The sequence below is a fragment of the Acinetobacter sp. TGL-Y2 genome, assembly GCF_001612555.1.
GTDB lineage: Bacteria > Pseudomonadota > Gammaproteobacteria > Pseudomonadales > Moraxellaceae > Acinetobacter.
In genome coordinates, this window is the sequence record NZ_CP015110.1 from 1927792 (window position 1) to 1947451 (window position 19660).

General features: G+C 40.3%; 12 protein-coding genes. 6 read left to right on the forward strand and 6 right to left on the reverse strand.

Annotation, left to right across the window (positions count from 1 at the left end):
* Positions 1-298: 298 nt before the first annotated feature.
* A complete protein-coding gene (gene putP, locus AMD27_RS09215; protein WP_067659380.1) occupies positions 299-1813 on the forward strand; it encodes a sodium/proline symporter PutP in 1515 nt (504 codons plus the stop codon).
* Positions 1814-1900: 87 nt separating this feature from the next.
* Here the strand turns inward: putP and AMD27_RS09220 are convergent, their stop codons facing one another.
* Complete coding sequence (locus AMD27_RS09220; protein ID WP_067659383.1) at positions 1901-2392, reverse strand: Lrp/AsnC ligand binding domain-containing protein; 492 nt, start codon at positions 2390-2392, stop codon at positions 1901-1903.
* A gap of 126 nt (positions 2393-2518) precedes the next feature.
* On the opposite strand from AMD27_RS09220, the gene putA reads away from it, so the two are divergent.
* Entirely contained in the window at positions 2519-6268 is a 3750-nt protein-coding gene (gene putA / locus AMD27_RS09225; protein WP_081405957.1) for a trifunctional transcriptional regulator/proline dehydrogenase/L-glutamate gamma-semialdehyde dehydrogenase, read from the forward strand.
* An 82-nt stretch (positions 6269-6350) separates the two neighbouring features.
* Here the strand turns inward: putA and pepN are convergent, their stop codons facing one another.
* Positions 6351-8960 (reverse strand): aminopeptidase N, encoded by a 2610-nt coding sequence (gene pepN / locus AMD27_RS09230; protein ID WP_067659389.1) that lies wholly within the window; start codon positions 8958-8960, stop codon positions 6351-6353.
* 395 nt (positions 8961-9355) lie between these two features.
* Here pepN and AMD27_RS09235 point away from each other — a divergent pair, with 395 nt between their 5' ends.
* Together AMD27_RS09235 and thiM are read left to right on the forward strand one after the other, a co-directional pair.
* On the forward strand, positions 9356-10519 hold the full coding sequence (locus AMD27_RS09235) for a hypothetical protein (RefSeq protein WP_067659392.1): 1164 nt from the start codon (positions 9356-9358) through the stop codon (positions 10517-10519).
* Between the two features lie 9 nt (positions 10520-10528).
* Positions 10529-11416 carry a hydroxyethylthiazole kinase gene (gene thiM / locus AMD27_RS09240; protein ID WP_081405958.1) on the forward strand — a complete coding sequence of 296 codons (888 nt, stop codon included), beginning with the start codon at positions 10529-10531 and terminating at the stop codon, positions 11414-11416.
* 88 nt (positions 11417-11504) lie between these two features.
* Here thiM and AMD27_RS09245 read toward each other — a convergent pair whose 3' ends face one another.
* The 3 genes from AMD27_RS09245 to AMD27_RS09255 form a co-directional block, all read right to left on the reverse strand.
* The gene (locus tag AMD27_RS09245; protein WP_067659395.1) at positions 11505-11873 is read right to left on the reverse strand and encodes a 5-carboxymethyl-2-hydroxymuconate Delta-isomerase; all 369 of its coding nucleotides are present in this window, start codon (positions 11871-11873) and stop codon (positions 11505-11507) included.
* 108 nt (positions 11874-11981) lie between these two features.
* A complete protein-coding gene (locus AMD27_RS09250; protein ID WP_067659398.1) occupies positions 11982-13697 on the reverse strand; it encodes an AAA family ATPase in 1716 nt (571 codons plus the stop codon).
* A 99-nt stretch (positions 13698-13796) separates the two neighbouring features.
* Positions 13797-15860: a hypothetical protein gene (locus AMD27_RS09255; RefSeq protein WP_067659402.1), complete on the reverse strand. Its 2064-nt coding sequence runs from the start codon at positions 15858-15860 to the stop codon at positions 13797-13799.
* 381 nt (positions 15861-16241) lie between these two features.
* Here AMD27_RS09255 and AMD27_RS09265 point away from each other — a divergent pair, with 381 nt between their 5' ends.
* Both AMD27_RS09265 and AMD27_RS09270 read left to right on the forward strand, forming a co-directional pair.
* Positions 16242-17087, forward strand: coding sequence for an SDR family oxidoreductase (locus AMD27_RS09265; RefSeq protein ID WP_067659408.1), 846 nt, complete (start codon positions 16242-16244; stop codon positions 17085-17087).
* Between the two features lie 132 nt (positions 17088-17219).
* Positions 17220-18170 carry an alpha/beta hydrolase gene (locus AMD27_RS09270; protein WP_067659412.1) on the forward strand — a complete coding sequence of 317 codons (951 nt, stop codon included), beginning with the start codon at positions 17220-17222 and terminating at the stop codon, positions 18168-18170.
* Between the two features lie 69 nt (positions 18171-18239).
* On the opposite strand, the gene AMD27_RS09275 is transcribed toward AMD27_RS09270, so the two are convergent.
* Positions 18240-19418: a transcriptional regulator gene (locus AMD27_RS09275; RefSeq protein WP_067659415.1), complete on the reverse strand. Its 1179-nt coding sequence runs from the start codon at positions 19416-19418 to the stop codon at positions 18240-18242.
* Between the last annotated feature and the right edge of the window lie 242 nt (positions 19419-19660).

The following is a 19660-nucleotide window of genomic DNA, read 5'->3' on the forward strand; positions in this document are numbered from 1 at the left end:
AAAAATGAGCTGAATAGCTATTCATTTGAGTTCACTTCACAGTTTGTGTATAAGTTTTATAAAAAAAGCGGGGAATCTTTAAGATAACTCTGAAAAAATAAAAAAAACAAATTAATTCGTGATTTTTGCTGGTTTTGTAACTAAATTTACAATCAGTTTCACAAAGCGATAATAATTCGCACTCAATTGTAACAGAGCGTAATTTTTAAACTGTGCTTGAATCAGCACCTTAGCTAAGCTGAGCAATAATTCATCTCGGATAGATGGTCATTTAGGACAGACAAAGGATGGCATAACTATGAGCCAATTCAACCCCACGCTCATCACCTTTATATTTTATATCGTCGCTATGATTGGTATTGGGCTATATGCTTATAAAGCAACAACAAATTTCGATGACTATATTTTAGGTGGACGCAGCCTAGGTAGCGTCGTCACTGCACTTTCAGCAGGTGCCTCAGACATGAGCGGCTGGTTACTGATGGGTCTCCCAGGCGCTATTTATTTGTCTGGACTTTCAGAAGCTTGGATTGCCGTCGGTCTAATCATTGGTGCTTGGTTAAACTGGTTATTGGTGGCAGGTCGTTTACGTGTACACACTGAAGTTCAACACAATGCACTGACGCTACCCGATTATTTTACCAGTCGCTTTGGTGATAAACAAAAAGTCATTCGCATTATTTCTGCGGTGGTGATTCTGATTTTCTTCGCTATTTACTGTGCTTCAGGCATGGTGGCAGGCGCACGTTTATTTGAAAGTTTATTTAGGTGGGACTACACCACTGCCCTGTGGATTGGTGCAATTGCCACGATTAGTTATGTGTGTATTGGTGGATTTTTAGCGATTAGCTGGACAGACACCTTTCAAGCAGGTTTAATGATTTTTGCTTTACTGCTTGCCCCTATTATGACCTATTTGGCCATTGGCGATCACACACAAGACGTCTCTGTAATGGTTGAATCTATACGCCCACTGGCCAACAACATTTTGTCAGATTTGAGTATGGTTGCGATTTTATCCTCTATGGCATGGGGCTTAGGCTATTTTGGTCAACCGCATATCTTGATTCGCTTCATGGCAGCCGACTCGGTTAAATCGATCCCTGCTGCACGTCGTATCGGGATGACATGGATGATTCTCTGCTTAGGCGGTGCGGTATCCGTGGGTTATTTGGGTATTGCATACTTTGGCGCACATCCAGAAATCGGTGCTGTGGTCAATGCCAATCCTGAAACTGTGTTTATGGAAATCACCAAAATTCTATTTAATCCTTGGATTGCAGGGATTATTTTGGCTGCAATTTTGGCTGCTGTCATGAGTACATTGAGCTGTCAACTTCTCGTGTGTTCAAGTACTTTGACTGAGGATTTATATAAAGCCTTTCTGCGTAAAAATGCATCTCAAAATGAGTTGGTGTGGATTGGTCGTTTAATGGTGTTGGTCGTAGCTGTACTTGCGCTCTCACTTGCACACAATCCTGAAAGTAAGGTGTTGGGATTGGTGGCCTATGCATGGGCAGGTTTTGGTGCCGCATTTGGTCCACTGGTGATCTTATCGCTATTTTGGAAGCGTATGACTTTAAACGGCGCAATTGTCGGTATGATTGTAGGTGCTGTTACCGTGATTCTATGGAAAAATAGCTTTGCAGATACAGGGATTTATGAAATTATCCCTGGCTTTATTTTCTCGCTCATCAGCATCGTTGTGATAAGTTTACTCGGTAAAGCGCCATCTAAAGATGTGACGGATCGTTTTGATCAAGCCAATGCATTATACGAAAAAGAAATGCAGGAATTAAAAGCAGGTAAATGATAAACACCCAAACCTGACACACTAAAAAAGGAGCGTAATGCTCCTTTTTTTGATTGAAATTTACAGATCAACTTTGAATATTTTATTTTATTTTCTGGGATGAGCTTTAAGGTGAATTTGTGAGCTTTCTTTGATCACTTCCATGACTGGGTAACTTCGGGTTTCTTTAACGCCGGGCAATTGCCATAAAATCTGTCCTGAAATTTTACGAAATGCCTCCATATTGGCACAACGAATTTTCACCACAAAATCGAAGCCACCACTGATCATATGACATTCTACAATTTCAGGATGATGCACCACTGCATGAGAAAACTCATCCAAGGCATTCGGGGTGGTTTTATCAAGTAAAATTTCCACAAAGACCACAAAACTATTGTTTAACAGATCAGGGTTGAGTTTTGCTTCATACCCCACAATAAAACCATCTTTCGTGAGCTTTTGTACTCTCGCCAATGCCGCAGTGGGCGATAAATTGACGGCTTCAGCCAGTTTAATATTGGATAATCGACCATCCTTTTGAAGGATGTCTAAAATACGAATATCCGTGCGATCTAAGCTCATCATGGGGCTCGTCATTTGAATTTATCCCTAAAAACTCTGCAAATTATAGTGAGTTATGCGCCATATTTTCTGTAATGATAAATTAAATACACCGTTTCGCTCAATTTAATTTCGTTGTCACAGGATGCTGGCGTAAAAATGATGGACTCAAGAACCCAATTCGATCAGGCTAAATCAAGTTTAAATCCGATTACCAAGTTTAGTCACAAAAACGAATATGAAATTAAAATCAACCATGCTTGGCGCCGATCAGAGCCAGAATGTGTTGAACATTTAATTGAAATCACTCAAATTGATGAAGATTTAAATCAAAAAATTTATGATTTGGCTTTTAATCTGGCGCATAGCTTACGTGAGCGCAAAAGTTCAGGCGGTAAAGCCGGCATCGTGCAAGGCTTACTCCAAGAATTTGCATTGTCTTCGCAAGAAGGCATTGCCTTGATGTGTTTGGCTGAAGCTCTGCTTCGTATTCCAGACAGCGCCACCCGCGATTTATTAATCAAAGATAAAATCAATCAAGGCAACTGGAAAGATCATTTGGGTCAAAGTAACCTGATGTTTGTCAATGCTGCGGCTTGGGGTCTCATGCTGACAGGCAAGCTTATGGAAACGCCGAAACAGCAAAGCCTGTCGAGTATGCTTACAGGACTCTTGGCACGTAGCGGACGCGGTATTATTCGTAAAGCCGTTGATGTTGCTATGCGCATGATGGGCGAACAGTTTGTCACAGGTGAAACCATTGAAGAAGCGCTGGAACATGCAGAAGTTTTAGAAGAAAAAGGCTTTCGCTATTCATATGACATGCTCGGGGAAGCGGCCCTCACCGATCATGACGCCACTCGATATTTTAATGATTATACCCAAGCAATTCATGCGATTGGTCAAGCATCTGCGGATAAAGATGTTTATTCTGGTCCCGGCATCTCTATCAAACTTTCAGCATTACATCCACGCTATCAGCGCTCGCAAATCGCACGTGTACATGATGAGTTGTACCCTAAAATTTTAGAACTGGCGGAGCTTGCGAAAAATTATAATATTGGACTCAATATTGATGCTGAAGAAACAGATCGTTTAGAAATCTCACTCGAACTTCTAGAGCGCTTATGTTTTGAGCCGACACTCGCGGATTGGAAAGGCATTGGTTTTGTGATTCAAGCTTATCAAAAGCGCTGTTTATACGTGGTGGATTATATTGTTGATCTTGCTAAGCGTAGCAACAAGCGTTTAATGATTCGTTTGGTCAAAGGGGCGTATTGGGATAGCGAAATTAAAAAAGCGCAAATCGATGGCATGTCTGACTACCCTGTTTTTACCCGTAAAGTGCATACCGATTTATCTTATATTGCTTGTGCAAAGAAACTCTTGGCAGCACCCGATCATATTTACCCGCAATTTGCCACCCATAATGCACAAACTTTAGCCACGATTTATCAACTGGCAAATCCTGAGCAATATTATGTCGGGCAATATGAATTCCAATGCTTACATGGCATGGGTGAACCATTGTACGAGCAAGTAGTCGGAAATGTTGCCGATGCTAAACTCGGTATTCCTTGCCGTATTTATGCGCCTGTAGGCAATCACGAAACACTTTTGGCTTATTTGGTTCGCCGCCTACTTGAAAATGGTGCAAACACCTCATTTGTAAACCGTATTGCAGATAAGACTTTAAAAGTTGAAGATCTCATTGAAGATCCAATCCATGAAATTCAAAAATCGGCACAACTCACTGGTCAAGTCGGTGAAAAACATACGGCTATTCCGCTCCCTCAAGATGTTTTAGAACCTGTTCGGACCAATTCTAAAGGACTAGATTTAGCTGATGATGCTGTTTTAGCTGAATTAAATCAGATAGTTGCAGATTATACAAAAGCACAGTGGCATGCCTCCCCTTTACTTGGACAAGCCAAAGATCTAACAAACGCAGCGCCAAATGCAGAACTCGTTTTGAATCCATCTCAGCATCAAGATGTGGTGGGCTCGGTGATAGAAGCAACGACAGATCAAGTTAATCTCGCTTTAGATCAGGCTATGATTGCGCAAGCAGATTGGTCAAACTTAGCTGTGACTGCACGTGCCGATATTTTATTTAAAGCTGCAGATTTGATGGAAGCGCGTATACAAGAGTTGATGGTACTGCTCTGCCGTGAGAGTGGCAAAACCTATTCCAACGGGATTGCTGAAGTTCGTGAAGCCGTTGATTTCATGCGTTACTACGCTTCGCAAATACATAGCGTTCAAACTGACGGCGCAATCAAAGCTTTAGGCACTGTACTTTGTATCAGTCCGTGGAATTTTCCTTTGGCTATTTTTTCTGGGCAAATTTCTGCCGCACTTGCGGTAGGTAACTGCGTTATTGCCAAACCTGCGGAACAAACCCCACTCATTGCCTCTGAAGCAGTCAAAATTTTATGGCAAGCAGGTGTACCAAAATCTGTATTACAGCTTTTACCTGGACGCGGTGAAACCGTAGGTACACAGTTGTCTGTTGATGATCGTATTCACGGCATCATGTTTACAGGTTCCACTGAAGTGGCGAAAATTTTACACAAAACCGTATCTCAACGCTTAAGCCCTGCCGGCTTACCCATTCCCCTGATTGCGGAAACCGGCGGTCAAAATGCCATGATTGTTGACTCATCAGCATTGACTGAACAAGTGGTTTTGGATGCCGTCAACTCGGCTTTTGATAGTGCAGGTCAACGTTGTTCTGCATTACGAGTGCTCTGTGTGCAAAAAGACAATGCTGAAACGCTCATCCAAATGCTCAAAGGTGCGATGAAACAGCTTAATGTCGGTCAGCCGCAATTCTTAAGTACCGATGTCGGTCCTGTGATTGATGCTGAAGCGCAAACTAATATTCAAAAACATATTGATCATATGCGTGCCAAAGGTTATCCGGTCCATCAATTCATGCTAAATAAAAATGCAGAAGCGTTAAAATCAGGGACGTTTATACCACCCACGCTGATTGAACTTCCGCATCTGGATGATTTAAAACGCGAAGTGTTTGGTCCGGTTTTGCATGTGATTACCTACAAATACGGCGAACTGAAACAGCTTTTGGCACAGATTAATGCCAAAGGTTACGGTCTCACTATGGGCTTACATACGCGTATCGATGAAACCATTCAGACAGTGATTGAGCAGGCACATGTCGGTAACCTCTACATCAACCGAAATATTGTGGGTGCTGTGGTTGGCGTGCAGCCTTTTGGTGGCGAAGGTCTTTCGGGCACAGGCCCAAAAGCCGGTGGTCCTTTGTATATGCATAAGCTGATGCAGCCAAACTCACTCGCTTTTGCGAAGCCTTTTGGTACACTGTCGCAAGTGGCTGAGCCAAATAATGATCAATCGCCACGTCAACTCTTTAAAACGTGGACATCTAAACATTTTCCACAGATAAATCTTGAAAATATTCATTCCCCTGTCGGTATCTACACTTTACCGGGTCCTACAGGTGAAACCAATCAATACACGGTTTTAGCACGTCAACGTGTGCTTTCGATTGCTCAAAACGAAGCGCAGCAACTGGCACAGTTAAATGCAATATTTACCGTCGGCGCTCAAGCGATTGTTTTAGCCGATAATGCTTTTGTTCTTCAATATCTACAAAGTATGCCAGAAGCCCTTAGACAACAAGTTGCGATGATTAAAGATCTCCATACTGGCGAATTTGATGCTGTTCTACATCATGGCAGCACCAATCAGTTAATTGAATTACAAAAGCATATTGCACAGCGTGAGGGCGCAATTATCGCGATCAACCATTTTAAAGACCACGAGTTGAATATTCCTGTTGAAGCTTTAGTGATTGAACGTGCATTAAGTATTAACACAGCAGCCGCAGGCGGTAATGCAAGCCTCATGACTCTTGAAGATGCTTAAGCATAATCATTAAGCAATAAATTAAACAATGAATAAAAAATCCCAGTCACATGACTGGGATTTTTTATTGAAGAATCAAAGTTTAAACACTGAGCATACTGTTCAAGGTTTCGCTGACATTTTTAGATTTCACCAAAGGTTTCAGTGATTCTAAGGTCGCTTTGACTTCTGAGCGCTGTGGCTCAGCCAATGTATACCAACGTGACAACACTTGCAGCAAACGAGAACCAACTATTGGATTTTTCTCATCGAGATATTTGGCGAGATTAACAAAGTGTTGCACACCAAAACTCCACGTATTCACAGGATTGGCATTTAATCCACCACTGACCGCACGAATACGGTTCGGAACCGTCAAATCATAATCTGGATGCGAGGTTAAATAAGCAATGGTTTCAACAGTTGCTTGTGGATGTGATGCTTGAACCATAAACCACTGATCCATCGACAATGCTTCATCTTTAAAGCGCAAATAAAAATCAATCAGAGCGGCTTCTGCTTGAGGCGCATCATTCCAAACCAAAACGCGTAAGGCACCTAGGCGCTCAGACATATTGCCGGTGGTTTTATACTGGGCATCTGCCAGTGCAAAGACATCTTCATCACCTTGACGCGCCATCATACTCAGCATAATGTTTTTCAGTGCGCGCACACCCATCGCTTGAGAAAATTCAGTTTGCGCTTTTGGATCTAAGGCCAAATAAGTCTGTTTACAGAATGCGCCCAATTCACGTGCGAGTTTATTGATTAAAGCTTCACGCTGTTCTTGAACTTTAAATGGATTGTAAGCTGTATCAATACGACTACCCAAGTAACCTTCTGACGGCACATCAAATAGACGTGAAACCAATAACGGATCTTTTTGAATTAAATTTGGAATGGTATTTTTAATGGCTTGAATATAGATATGGGCATCATGACCATTCAATAAAATACGTTCAAGCAAAGTTTGAGTGGCTTGCCATTGGTTAAAGCCATTGGTCTCAAACTGCATTAAAAATGCAAGCTCTTCATCTGAATAGTTAAACTCAAGATTTACTGGTGCAGAGAAATTACGCAGTAGCGATACCACAGGCTTAACAGTGACATTTGTAAATTCAATAGTTGCTGTCTCTGTATCAAATAAATACACGCCATCTTTGATGCCATTTTCCACCAAAGCCTCTGAATTTAACAGCAGTTGCTCACCGGTTTCTGCATTAAATAATGCCAGTGCCACAGGAATAGGCACCGCTTTTAAATTTGGATATTTGGCGTGAGCTTTTAAGCTTTGCTTTAAAGTCAAACGATAGGTTTGAGCTGTGGCATCATATGCACCTTGCGCTTCAAGCTTTGGCGTACCCGGCTGGTTATACCAAGTTAAAAATGCAGATAAATCAACACACGAACCTGCCGTCAATGAATCGACCCAATCTTCTACGGTAACAGCTTGACCATCATGACGTTTGAAATACTCATCTGTCCCTGCACGAAACTTCTCTTTTCCAAGCAAGGTCGCCATCATGCGGTTAATTTCAGCACCTTTCTCGTACACTGTTGCAGTATAGAAGTTATTAATTTCGACAAAGTGATCTGGTCTTGGTGGGTGTGACAAGGGACCTGAATCTTCGGGAAATTGATGAGCTTTCAGCACAGCCACATCATCAATACGTTGTACCGCAGCCGATTGTAAATCTTCCGAGAAAGACTGATCACGAAAAACCGTTAACCCTTCTTTTAAGCACAGTTGGAACCAATCACGACAAGTAATACGGTTACCGGTCCAGTTATGGAAATACTCATGTGCAATCACCGACTGTACCCGCATAATTGCAGCATCAGTGGTGTATTCTTCATCTGCAAGTACACACGAGGTGTTGAAAATATTGAGACCTTTATTTTCCATCGCCCCCATATTGAACGCACTGGTCGCCACAATCATATAATTGTCTAGATCATAAGGACGACCATAATGCTCTTCATCCCAACGCATCGAGTGCTTGAGCGCTTCCATGGCAATATGACACTTTGGAATATCTTTTTCTTCAGCGTAGATTTCTAAAGCAACATCACGTCCTTCAGAAGTTACATAATGATCTTTGAATACCGCTAAATCTCCAATCACACAAGCAAACAAATATGCTGGTTTTTGGGTCGGATCTTGCCAAATGGCATAGTGGCGATCTGTACCTACGTCGCCTTTTTCCAGCAAATTGCCATTGGCAAGTAATACAGGGAATTTTTTATCGGCTTCTACACGTGTGGTAAATACTGACAGCACATCTGGGCGGTCAGGATAAAAGGTAATTTTACGGAAACCTTCAGGTTCGTTTTGCGTCACAAACAAATCACCGCTGGCTTGATACAAACCTTCAAGCTGGGTATTTGACTCAGGGTGAATCACCACTTCTATATTTAAAATGACATCATCGGGGGCATCCACTATGACCAATTGCTCAGTATCGAGTTGATACTCCGCTTCAGTCAATGCCTTACCATTTAATACGATCGATTTGAGTTCGAGATCACGTCCCAAAAGTACCAGATCGCCCGCCGTTTGGCGCTTCATCACTAAAGTGGAGTTGACGTTACTATAATCTGCGAAAACTTGAATATCTAAATGGATAGATTCAACTAAAAATGATGGTTTTTGATAATCTTTTAAGTAAACCGTTTGATCGGCCTCGATTACTGGATTTGCCGCGATATTCATAAAATGTCCTGATCTTGTTGTCTCATCAGAGAACGAATTCTTGTGTATGCAAAGATCATACGACAAGTTGATCCATCTGTCTGCGCCTTTGCTTTGTATTTATATATGGGCATTCACAGACCGCTTTTCAATTTATAGAATCAAATAAGCAAGTCATTTGGACTAATTTCAATCATTCGCAGCCATTTAAAAATTCAAATGCTAAAAGTGAATGATGCTGAAGATTTATTTCTAGCCCAGTCCCCAAAATGGATTAGGGAAAATGTACTTAAAAGATGTTTAAGCATAAGGATTAGTCACGTTACATGGTGATTAAAGCGGATAAAGTGTTCTGCATAATTTGCAGATGTGTATAATCAATTTAACCTTTAATTTATTGTGTGTTGAATCTTTCCATGCTTCTTCAAATTCTGCAAAAACAGTTAGATGAAAGTTCACATTGCCCACTGTGTCAGGCAAGTATGTACTTCATAGAAGCCGAAGAATTTGAAAAGGAAGTGTTTTTTCATCAGTGCAAACACTGTCAGCATCAGGTTTTCCAAGATCCAAGCAAAACCTGCCACTGCGAAAGCTGTAAGAACAAACGTAAAAAAATGATGAAGGAAACCCGTCTTCAAGAACAGCGTAAAATCAGTGCCAAAAATAAAGAGGTCTATGAATATGATCTCAATCAACTGAGTTTTATCAATAAACTTTTTTTACTTAGCATTTTAGATCAGCAGGTGCATGAACATACCCATCACCAAGAATTTATTCATTGGGAAAGTATTAAATATCACTCGATTACGCCAAACTATCTTTACCAAAATTATTTAGTTAAGCAATTGGTACGTGATCAAATATTAGTACCCAAAGATTTTGCAGACGAAGCACATGATTATTATATTAATATTCGTCTTGATGGTTATTCTGAACCCAGCCTGTTTAGCATTACCCAGCAATTACGCAATTTATTTTTTGAAAATTTGAGTTTGGGCGTCCCTTTTAAAGATGCTGACGAAGTTAAGAGTGCGCTGTACATGGTGCTGTACCAAGAAATCATTCAGTTCATGCAATTTTACTGTCGTCCTTGGGGCATTCAAATTGCAGGCAACACTGCATTTCAAAGCTTTTGTTTTCGTCTTATGGATTCACTCGCGGTGGGACAAATTTATTATTTGGTGCAAACTGCACTTGAATATCTCAATAAACAAAAACTGCTCAAAGCGCGCAATGAAAATTTCATCAATACGAATTTGCTCAAGAAAACTTTAGAGCAATACCGTGAACGCTCACTCAACGAAAAATGGGAAACCTCAACCCTGCCTCGTTTACCCAATATGCCTTTTAGTAAAATGAGTGAAATCTTATTTTTTAAATTTTTAGGCTATGATGAAAATATCTTTTTCCAACCGATTTGGCGCTCTTGGAAAAGTATTGAACCCCGTTTAAGTTTCTATTCGCAAAAGCGCTGTATGCATTGTGGCTCAAATGAGCTGACCGTTGAATATGATGCCAATGATTATGTTTCTCTGTTGTGTAGAAGCTGTAAGCATCAAGATCATTACTTTACCCAGTAAGGCAATCCCATGAATCATCTAGAACAACTGATCCAAGCAGAGCCAGCTCAAGAACAAACTGAAAATATTGAGCCTGAGAAATTGAATCCGCACGAGATTCTAGACGCTGTGATTGAAGCGTGGAAACAGCTCAAGCTCCAGCAACCTTTGGTGCAGTGCATTACCAACACTGTGGCCGCCAATTACGCGGCGAATATTTTACTTGCAGCGGGCGCGTCCCCGGCCATGATCGACAACCCTTTTGAAGCTGAAAGCTTTGTCAAAATCAGTGGCGCTTTAAGCATCAATTTAGGTACACCCACCACTGAGCAAATGCAAGCCATGCGAATTTCTGCGCAAACGGCGCAAGCCCATCAAACTCCATGGGTGCTTGACCCTGTTGGTTATGGATCTGTTTTAAAATGGCGCTCAGACATGGTCGATGAACTAATCCAGTTCAAACCAACCGTTATCCGTGGTAATGCTTCTGAAATCAGTACCCTTGCAGGAAATCAAGTTGAATCTAAAGGCGTCGATAGCACCTTAAATAGCGCAGATATGTATGATCAGGCACAAGTTCTGCTTGCACACACGGAGTGCGTCGCGATTTCAGGCGAATCTGATTTTATCGTATCAAAAGCGTGGGATGCCGTCATTCAAGTCAATGGAGGATCATTTTTACAACCTAAAGTCACCGCTACAGGTTGTGCCTTAGGTGCGCTTATTGCGGCGTATAGTGCCGTGACGACACCGACACTGGCATGTATTGCTGCACACGTGCATTTCGCAATTGCAGGCAAATTGGCGTTCGAACAAGCACAAAGCGTCGGCAGTTTTAATGTGGCATTTATGGATTATGTATACTCGATTGACGCTGAAATGATTGCGCAATATGCCGATATTCAGGTTTTAAAATAATATGATAAAAAAAGCCAATCAGATCAGATTGGCTTTTTAGTTCGGGATCAATTGATAAATAACAAACGAATCCAATCAACTCATATCATCATTTTTGAACTTTAACTTTACGATAAAACGCTTTTGGCATTTCGACCAGTTCGACGCACAATTGAACCTCTAGACCTTGAGCCGAATAACCATCAAAGGTCTGTAAATAATCTGACAATGCATCTGACATTTTATTTTTTTGTTCATCCGTACGCCCACTCAGCGCCGCCAATTGAACAAAGATAAAGGCTTGATGATTATTCCCAAAACCAATCAGGTCATCTGAATTGAGCCGAGTACGGGATTTAATATCATACTCATGCCCGACTAAACCTGTATCAAATAAGGCTTGATTCAAACCGAGCAATAGTTTTTTCGTATCTAAATTTTGAATATTGGCTGAATAATCAACAAACATTTGTGGCATAAATGATATCCTTTTTTTCAATTCACCGATCAGCTGATCATGCTTAAATACTATTAGCTCAGTCCGATTGCCTCAATAGGACTTAGGTACTTTCTACCGTGATTAAAATTATTCAATATATAAAAGCGCCAAACGAACTTGGTCGTAGCCCATACGTGGACTGGTCGCTTCCACAATTGGACGCAGTTTAATTGCACCGTCATCTGCAAAATGTTCTGGGCTTTTACGTTTCATCAGTTTTTTATAAATCTTACGCACTTGTTCCACCACTTCATCACCCGGATGTGCAACCGAAATATCCAACCCTTGTTCACGGTGCAGTTTCGCTAAATGATTAATAATCGTGGCTGGCGTTAAACCGCGTTCAACCGCAATATCTTGAATTTCATAACCGCCCAAAAACAATTCTTTGGTTTCATCCAAAGTTGCAGTCGCATAGCTTTGTTTACCCGCATTTTTAGCAATTTTCTTTTCGTTGCGTGTAATTTCTGTTTCGTTTAGCGTTCCACCACAATGACGAATAAAGGCTTTGTGCTGTGCATCTAAGTCTTGATCTGCAAAATGTATTTCCGCTTCCGCAGACAATTCTTGAAAACGTTTATCTGCTTTAATCGCTAAACTGTCGAGTTCTAATGCTTGTGTGTTAAAACCCAAAAGCCTTAAACCATTGATCGATTTTAAACGCGATAAAGCCACATAACCCTGCCCTTTTTCAAAGGTATTGGCGAGGTTAATTTCGGCAGCAGCAAGGGTCATCCCTTGTGATTTATGAATGGTAATTGCCCATGCCAAACGTAGTGGAACTTGCGCAAAGCTGGCAATGGTTTTACCGGCATCGTTATCCACTGACCACGTTTCAGGTTCAACCAATAGCACGGTGCCATCGGTCAGTTTAACCTTAGGCAAAATACCATGGTCATCTACTTCTTCAAAACCGATGACTTCGCCCAAGCTACCGTTGATATAACCCATATCGAAGTTATTCTTAACAAACATCACTTTAGCATGTTTTTTTAGGGTTAGTTCTTCTGGCGCACGAACGGATGACTTTAAAGTTTCAATCAGTTTTTCATTGCCATCGACTTGTGCGCAAAATTGATGACCATCACCTTCAATCTCATTTAAATGACGGTAGTTAAGACTGTCGACATCCATATTATGGGTGTATAAACGCGTATAGGTCTCGCCTATATCTTGTTCACGCGTTTGCTCTAAACATTCAATATGCTTTTGACTGATACTTTGTGAGCGAATCGCATTTAAAATATCGTTTAAGGCTGAATCATCTTGACGATGTTGTTCGGTCAGATAACATACCCGAAATTTGGCTTCTACCCAGGCCTGTGACATAAAACAGAATTTATCCCGATTCTTTTCATCATTACGACCCACGGGTGGCAACTGAAAAAAGTCCCCTGCGGCAATCACTTGTATGCCGCCAAAGGCTTCATCGGATTCCTTGAAAAATTTTAAAACTTGATTAACCAAATTGAGCTGTTTGGCATGCAACATTGAAATTTCATCAATGATCAAGACTTGGGCATTTTCTAAATGCTCTTTTAAATATTTACGTTCTTTCATGCGCTTTAAGTCGTCATCAGACAAAAAGTCTTTAATCCCAATCCCTGCCCACGTATGAATTGTCATGCCGTTCATATGGGTTGCAGCAATTCCTGTCGATGCGGTAATGGCAACAGGCACTTTACGGGCTTTTAAATAATTGATGTACTGATTTAATGTATAGGTCTTTCCTGCACCGGCAGAACCTGTCAAAAAGACACTTTCACCCGCTTTCATTAATTTAAGTGCAGTTTCTTGCTTCATAACAACCATAACCTTATCAGATGGGTCATAGCCTAACGATTTTTGTCTAAAAAGTTAAGTTTAAATTACGATTGGTATGTTTTATGGCTAGTCCATTTTCTACTCCACTTTACGCGCTTTAAAATCCCAGATCAGATGCTGATTGACCTGTTGAATAAATAGTTTGGCATCTTGTACGACATCTTTACTAGCGTGTTCATTGTTGGGCAGTCTTAGCTGATCAAAATGTAATTGCTCAAATTTAAAATAACAACCCAAAGTCAAATGAATGTCTTCATCATCAAGGGATGACATGTGAAATGCCACATATTCACCCTCCGCAATACGTTCAGTATACGACAGTGCCAAACAGTGTTTATAGCTGGTCGATTCATGAATAATTTGCTCAAGACTGTTTAATTCTATAAATTTCCAGCGCTCCGTAAACATGATCTCTTGCGGAGAAACACGGCGCCACGTCTCAATATCCAATCTTAAACGCAACTTGGACAAGGTGTCTTGATAATGGATCTGCTGATGCCAACGCACTGCCTGCTGATATAAACCAGACCATGTAACATTTTTAGCTAAAGTTTGCGGCTGATGGAAATAATCGAGCAAATAATCTGCCACATAGGAATCAAAGACACTGGTATTACGATTAAATTGTAAAACGGGGTGTTTAAAGATTTTTCTAAACTTTTCCTTCTCAAGCTGATACTTTTGTAAGATGGCTAAAAATTGCGGATGTTCTTGGGTATGCGGTTCAATGAACCCAATCAATTCGTTCGGTAAACCGTCAATCAAACGCTGCATAAATAAAGCATAGGCTTGCATCACCCGAGATAAATTTTTATAGACATGTTTAGCGACACGTTGATCATTTTTGGCTTGCAGATATAAAAGATGCAACCATTCTTCTAAATACAACACCGATGCGCTAATTTCCGTCTTATTTGAAGTGTTCGGTACAGTATCTCGTAATACATAGGGATGCTTAACGGTGCTTTGAGTAGACTCATCGGAAGAATTTTCTAATAAAAACCAAGCGTTCTTATCCGCTGCATCATGACATGCTTGAACAAACAATCTACCTGCAATCGATTTAAAATATTTTAAGGTTAAGACTAATATGTGCGGATGAATTTGACTGGTATCGACAAAACTCAGCGCAGTCACAGCGACTCTGACATTGATTTGATCAATGCGTTTAGCGACCCAATCAATCACTAGCTTGTCTTGCTTAAACAACCAGTTAACCGTTCGATTAAAATAAAACAGTGGAAACCGCGAGCTGATCTGCTCATCCCAATACGGTGAATTCGCTGTCGTGAAATTTTTCTTACTGAAAATATCGCTATATTGCCAATACCCACGCTTAATCCAAGAGGCAAAGACCAACACCTGAGGCTGCTCTTTGGCATGATTCAGCAGTAAATTAAACTCAGTTTGGTGTTCAATGACTTGAGCCAAAGTAAAGTGATCATGAAAGGTGGTTTCAATGATCCGATAAACTGGTGCAGGGATAAATGATTCAGCCGAAAAACACAATTGATCGTAAGCAAGCATAAGCGGTTGAATCGTTAAAAAATTAGCCCCTAAAATTGAATTCACCAAACTTAAATGTTTAAAATTCAGTTCAACACTTAAAGGAATGGTCGTACCCGATGCTGCAAATGCGGTTAAATGTGCAACCTCATAATAGCCGGCATCCATCATGATTTGATCAAGGGCTTGAGCGTCATGTAAGTTTAAATTATATAAATAGTGCTCGATTCGATTTTCACCATCGACCCATTTAAAGACTTCTTCTACCAACAGTTGTCTAAACAATTGAACTTTGGTTTTTAAAAATAAAGAGTGCTGAGCTTTTAAATCTCGAATGAGAAACGAAATTTCATTGGCAACGAAATCTGCCAGCTTTTGAACTGAAATTTCGGGATGTGATGTAGAAAACTGGATTAAACCCGCTGGGCTTTGTTTAAATTCAACCTTCAATAGTCCGTCGGCAATCAACAGCTGTTGATGGTCTGAGTCCACCACAAATAGATTATCTGGTGTCAGCGTCCACAGATAGAACCACTGATCTTGGAAAAGCTGCTTTAAACTCACAGAATAATCGAGCAACTGCTGCGCTGTCTGTTGGTGCTTCTGCATTAATCTTTTTTCAAGGTCGATTTCCATAACAGAGCCTTAAACTCACGCAGCTTGATAATGAAAGTAAATGAATCTTAACATTATTCGATTAAAAAAAAGCATTGCAGTTCAGATTCTGTAATCTATAGTCTTGGTCATGATTATCGCCATTTTATTTTTCTGCTTTTTAAAATGTGAAAATAATCTGAATGATAGGAGTATCAAGGATAGATATTTTAAAATCATGAGAACTGGATGATAAATGGCATTCAAGCCGAATGAATTGAATTTGAAAATTGTCACAAAAATTTCAAAATAATGAAATTCATCTGAGATGCCCAACATTGTCATACAACTTAAAGGCTCAATATTTGACAAGTCTATAGGTCTGAATTAAAACTGAACTACACAAACTACGTCGATAAAACAATGAAAACAGTCGTCATTACAGGTGCAAACACAGGCATCGGATTTGCTACCGCTCAAAGCTTTTTAGAACAAGGTCATCAGGTCATTTTGGCCTGTCGTAATTTAAAAAAAGCTGAAGCAGCTAAACAACAGTTGGAACAGTCAGAATACGCTAAAGGACACGTCGACATTATTCAGCTCGATCTTGAAAGCCTTGAACAAGTGGCCAATGCTGCAGATCAACTCATACAGCGTTATCCCAAAATCGATATACTGGTCAATAACGCAGGTCTAATGACGCCAAACTTAGAGCAAACCCAAGATGGCTTTGAGAAGCAAATCGGGGTGAATTATATTGGGCATTTTCTCTGGACCATGAAACTGTTGCCTGTCATCAAACAATCCGATGCAGGACGCATTATTAACCTCGCGTCTATGATGCATATGCTGGGGAAAATTGATGTGAATCAATTCCGAGCAGACCAAGTCAAAAAATACAATGGCGTGCTTAGTTATGGCAACAGTAAACTTGCCAATTTACTGTTTAGTAATGCTTTAGCTGAACAGCTGGTGGGTACAAATGTAACCTGTAATGCCCTTCATCCAGGCGGTGTTAATTCTGAAATTTACCGTGAATTGCCAAAATATCAATATGCAGTGATAAAGCTGTTTTTGATTTCACCGAGCAAACCGGCAAATCTGATTCAAAAAATCGCGCTCGATCCGTCTTGGATGAATCGAAATGGCGATTATGTCAGCCTGCAAACCCCTGCAATTAAATCAGGTCATGCCAAAGACAAACTACTCGCTCAAGCACTTTATGATCACACCTATGCATTACTCAAAGACTATTTAAAAAAGTCATAACTTAAATGAGACATAATGAGACATAAAGTTTAATCTCGGCAATACATATAACAATCGAGTTAAGAGCGGATAGAGCGATATTCCGAATGAGCGAGATTTATTAAACTAAGTAAAAAAAGGAGTAAAGACTTGATGAAGGATTATCAACCGGATATTTTAGATGACGGTTATGAACAACTTACCCTTCACTTTCCAGATGATGTAGAAGGTGCTGTCACAGCGACACTGATTCGAAAAAAGGCCCTGCATAAAACCCAAAAAGCGGTTTTATATATTCATGGCTTTATCGATTACTTCTTTCAAACTGAAATGGCTGAGCAATTTAACCAACAAGGTTTTGATTTTTACGCCCTTGATTTAAGAAAATATGGTCGCTCACACCAATCCCATCAAACTTGGTTTTATGTTGAAGACTTAAATGAATATGAGCCTGAAATTAGCCAAGCACTGTCCATCATTAAACAAGAACATCATGACAGTGTCTTGCTGGCTGGACATTCGACTGGTGGACTCATTGCAACTTTATTTGCAGCACATCATCCACACTATGAACTCATTAAAGGATTATGGCTGAATAGTCCTTTCTTTGATTTTAATATGCATCCAATCAAGAAGAAATTTGCTCTGCCACAACTGGCACGTTTGGGTCGTAACTTTCCTAGACTCAAATTTCCCAGTGAACTCAATCCATTCTACGTACCCAGTTTGCATCAAGACTTTTACGGCGAATGGAATTTCAATTTGGCTTGGAAACCTAAAAGCTATCGTTTTGTGTATTTAAGTTTTGTTCATGCGATTTATCAGGCGCAAAAGGAAATTCATACAGGAGCAAAATTAAATATTCCCACCTTGGTGATGCACTCAGATCGAACAACCACCCCAAAGAAATTCAATGAAAATGCTCAAACAACAGATGTGATTTTAGATGTTAAAAATATTGAAAAATACGCCAAATCATTACAAGGGGATGTTAATGTCATTACAATTAAACAAGGTTTACACGATTTAGTGCTATCAAAACCCGATGTACGTCAAAAAGTTTATGCTGAGCTATCTCAGTGGATCAAAGAAAAGCAATTATAAAATTTGAATTTGATTTTACATTTGAAGTTCTTAATATTTAAGCCTTTCGACAAAGCAATTATGTCAATGTCAGATGAGAATGGAATGACTGCTTAAACGTGCATGGGCAGGATGATGCTTTGGAATTAATTCCATGAGTCGCTCGACTGCATCTATGGCATCAGGGCATCTAGATAAATGTTTAAATAAAACATCCGTCTGTTCTGTCTCAAAAATAGCTGTACTCAACCTCGACTCTAGACAATCGCGCCATGCAGTCAAAAACGGACTCTCGGTTTTCGCCAGAAAAACTCCCGTACAGAGCTGTAGTGCAGATTCAATATAACCTGAATTTAACGCCTGTTCCGCTTGTAAAAAGTCTGCATCAATTTGATATAGCAGTTGATACGGTCTAGAACCCAGTATTGCACCGAGTATTTCACGCAAATGTGACATTTCTGCTTTTAAGGTGCCTAAACTCACTTTTCGTTCACCATACAGTGCATGATGTAAATTCTCTAAATTCATTCCTTGTGGACAGAGAGCCAAGATACACAAGATTTCAATTTGACGCGGTGTCAGTACCACAATTTTGCCATTGAACGCTACCTGTGGCACACCAAACGAACGAATAAATAAACGCTGCTGTTGCAGATCAACTAAAGCGTTTTGAATGATAGATGCACAGCGCTCTGCAGCCAATAGTCCCAAGCTGTTGTGTTTATTCCACGTGGTGGATAAATCAATCACACCTAACAATTGTTTAGAACTGGGGTCCATAATCGGTGCGGCATAACAGACCCAATCGTGAATGGATGACATATAATGTTCATTGGAAAACACACAACTTGATTGCTGGGTTTTTACCGTTAAAGCCAATGCATTGGTTCCGACGAAATCCTCGCGCCACTGACCACCTTCTACAAAATGCACTTTTTCTGCGGCTTGTTGCATCACACCACTGGCAGCGCTCCAAACGATGGTACTGCCTACATCAGCCACCGCAATGACCATGGAAGACTGTTCAGCAATATGCTTTAAATCTTGGGCACAGTGCATGAGAGCTTGATCTAAATAAGCTGTTTTCTTCTGCGGGTAAATGAGTGGCGCAGCTTCACGGTCTTTCGGAATATCGGCCGAATGAGATCGTTTCCAAGAATGCAGAATACTTTCACCCAATTGCTGTGCTTGCTGAAGTGATAAACTGCTGCTGTGTCGCAGCTGTTCTATCTGATGTCTTTTCTGCAATAAAACCTGCTTGCTTAACATATCCAATCATCCTTAAATCTTAAAAAAACTTTTTCTGTTTTTAGCATCCTGTTTTTATATTTATTCTCAGAAAAAACCAAAGATAAACGCAATTTAAAGCACATTCATCCTCAGATCAGTTCATTTTATACCAATGCAAAAACTTAGGAAAGAGCTGAAACATTAGAGCAACATATTCCTGTTAAAAAACAAAGACAGCCACAACGTTTTGGCTCAGGTATATCTAGAAATAAAAGCAAGAA

Excerpts from the sequence above, each read along its gene's own strand:
- putP (WP_067659380.1), top strand. The coding sequence starts at position 299 with ATGAGCCAATTCAACCCCACGCTCATCACCTTTATATTTTATATCGTC.
- AMD27_RS09220 (WP_067659383.1), bottom strand. The coding sequence starts at position 2,392 with ATGACGAGCCCCATGATGAGCTTAGATCGCACGGATATTCGTATTTTA.
- putA (WP_081405957.1), top strand. The coding sequence starts at position 2,519 with ATGGACTCAAGAACCCAATTCGATCAGGCTAAATCAAGTTTAAATCCG.
- pepN (WP_067659389.1), bottom strand. The coding sequence starts at position 8,960 with ATGAATATCGCGGCAAATCCAGTAATCGAGGCCGATCAAACGGTTTAC.
- AMD27_RS09235 (WP_067659392.1), top strand. The coding sequence starts at position 9,356 with ATGCTTCTTCAAATTCTGCAAAAACAGTTAGATGAAAGTTCACATTGC.
- thiM (WP_081405958.1), top strand. The coding sequence starts at position 10,529 with ATGAATCATCTAGAACAACTGATCCAAGCAGAGCCAGCTCAAGAACAA.
- AMD27_RS09245 (WP_067659395.1), bottom strand. The coding sequence starts at position 11,873 with ATGCCACAAATGTTTGTTGATTATTCAGCCAATATTCAAAATTTAGAT.
- AMD27_RS09250 (WP_067659398.1), bottom strand. The coding sequence starts at position 13,697 with ATGAAGCAAGAAACTGCACTTAAATTAATGAAAGCGGGTGAAAGTGTC.
- AMD27_RS09255 (WP_067659402.1), bottom strand. The coding sequence starts at position 15,860 with ATGGAAATCGACCTTGAAAAAAGATTAATGCAGAAGCACCAACAGACA.
- AMD27_RS09265 (WP_067659408.1), top strand. The coding sequence starts at position 16,242 with ATGAAAACAGTCGTCATTACAGGTGCAAACACAGGCATCGGATTTGCT.
- AMD27_RS09270 (WP_067659412.1), top strand. The coding sequence starts at position 17,220 with ATGAAGGATTATCAACCGGATATTTTAGATGACGGTTATGAACAACTT.
- AMD27_RS09275 (WP_067659415.1), bottom strand. The coding sequence starts at position 19,418 with ATGTTAAGCAAGCAGGTTTTATTGCAGAAAAGACATCAGATAGAACAG.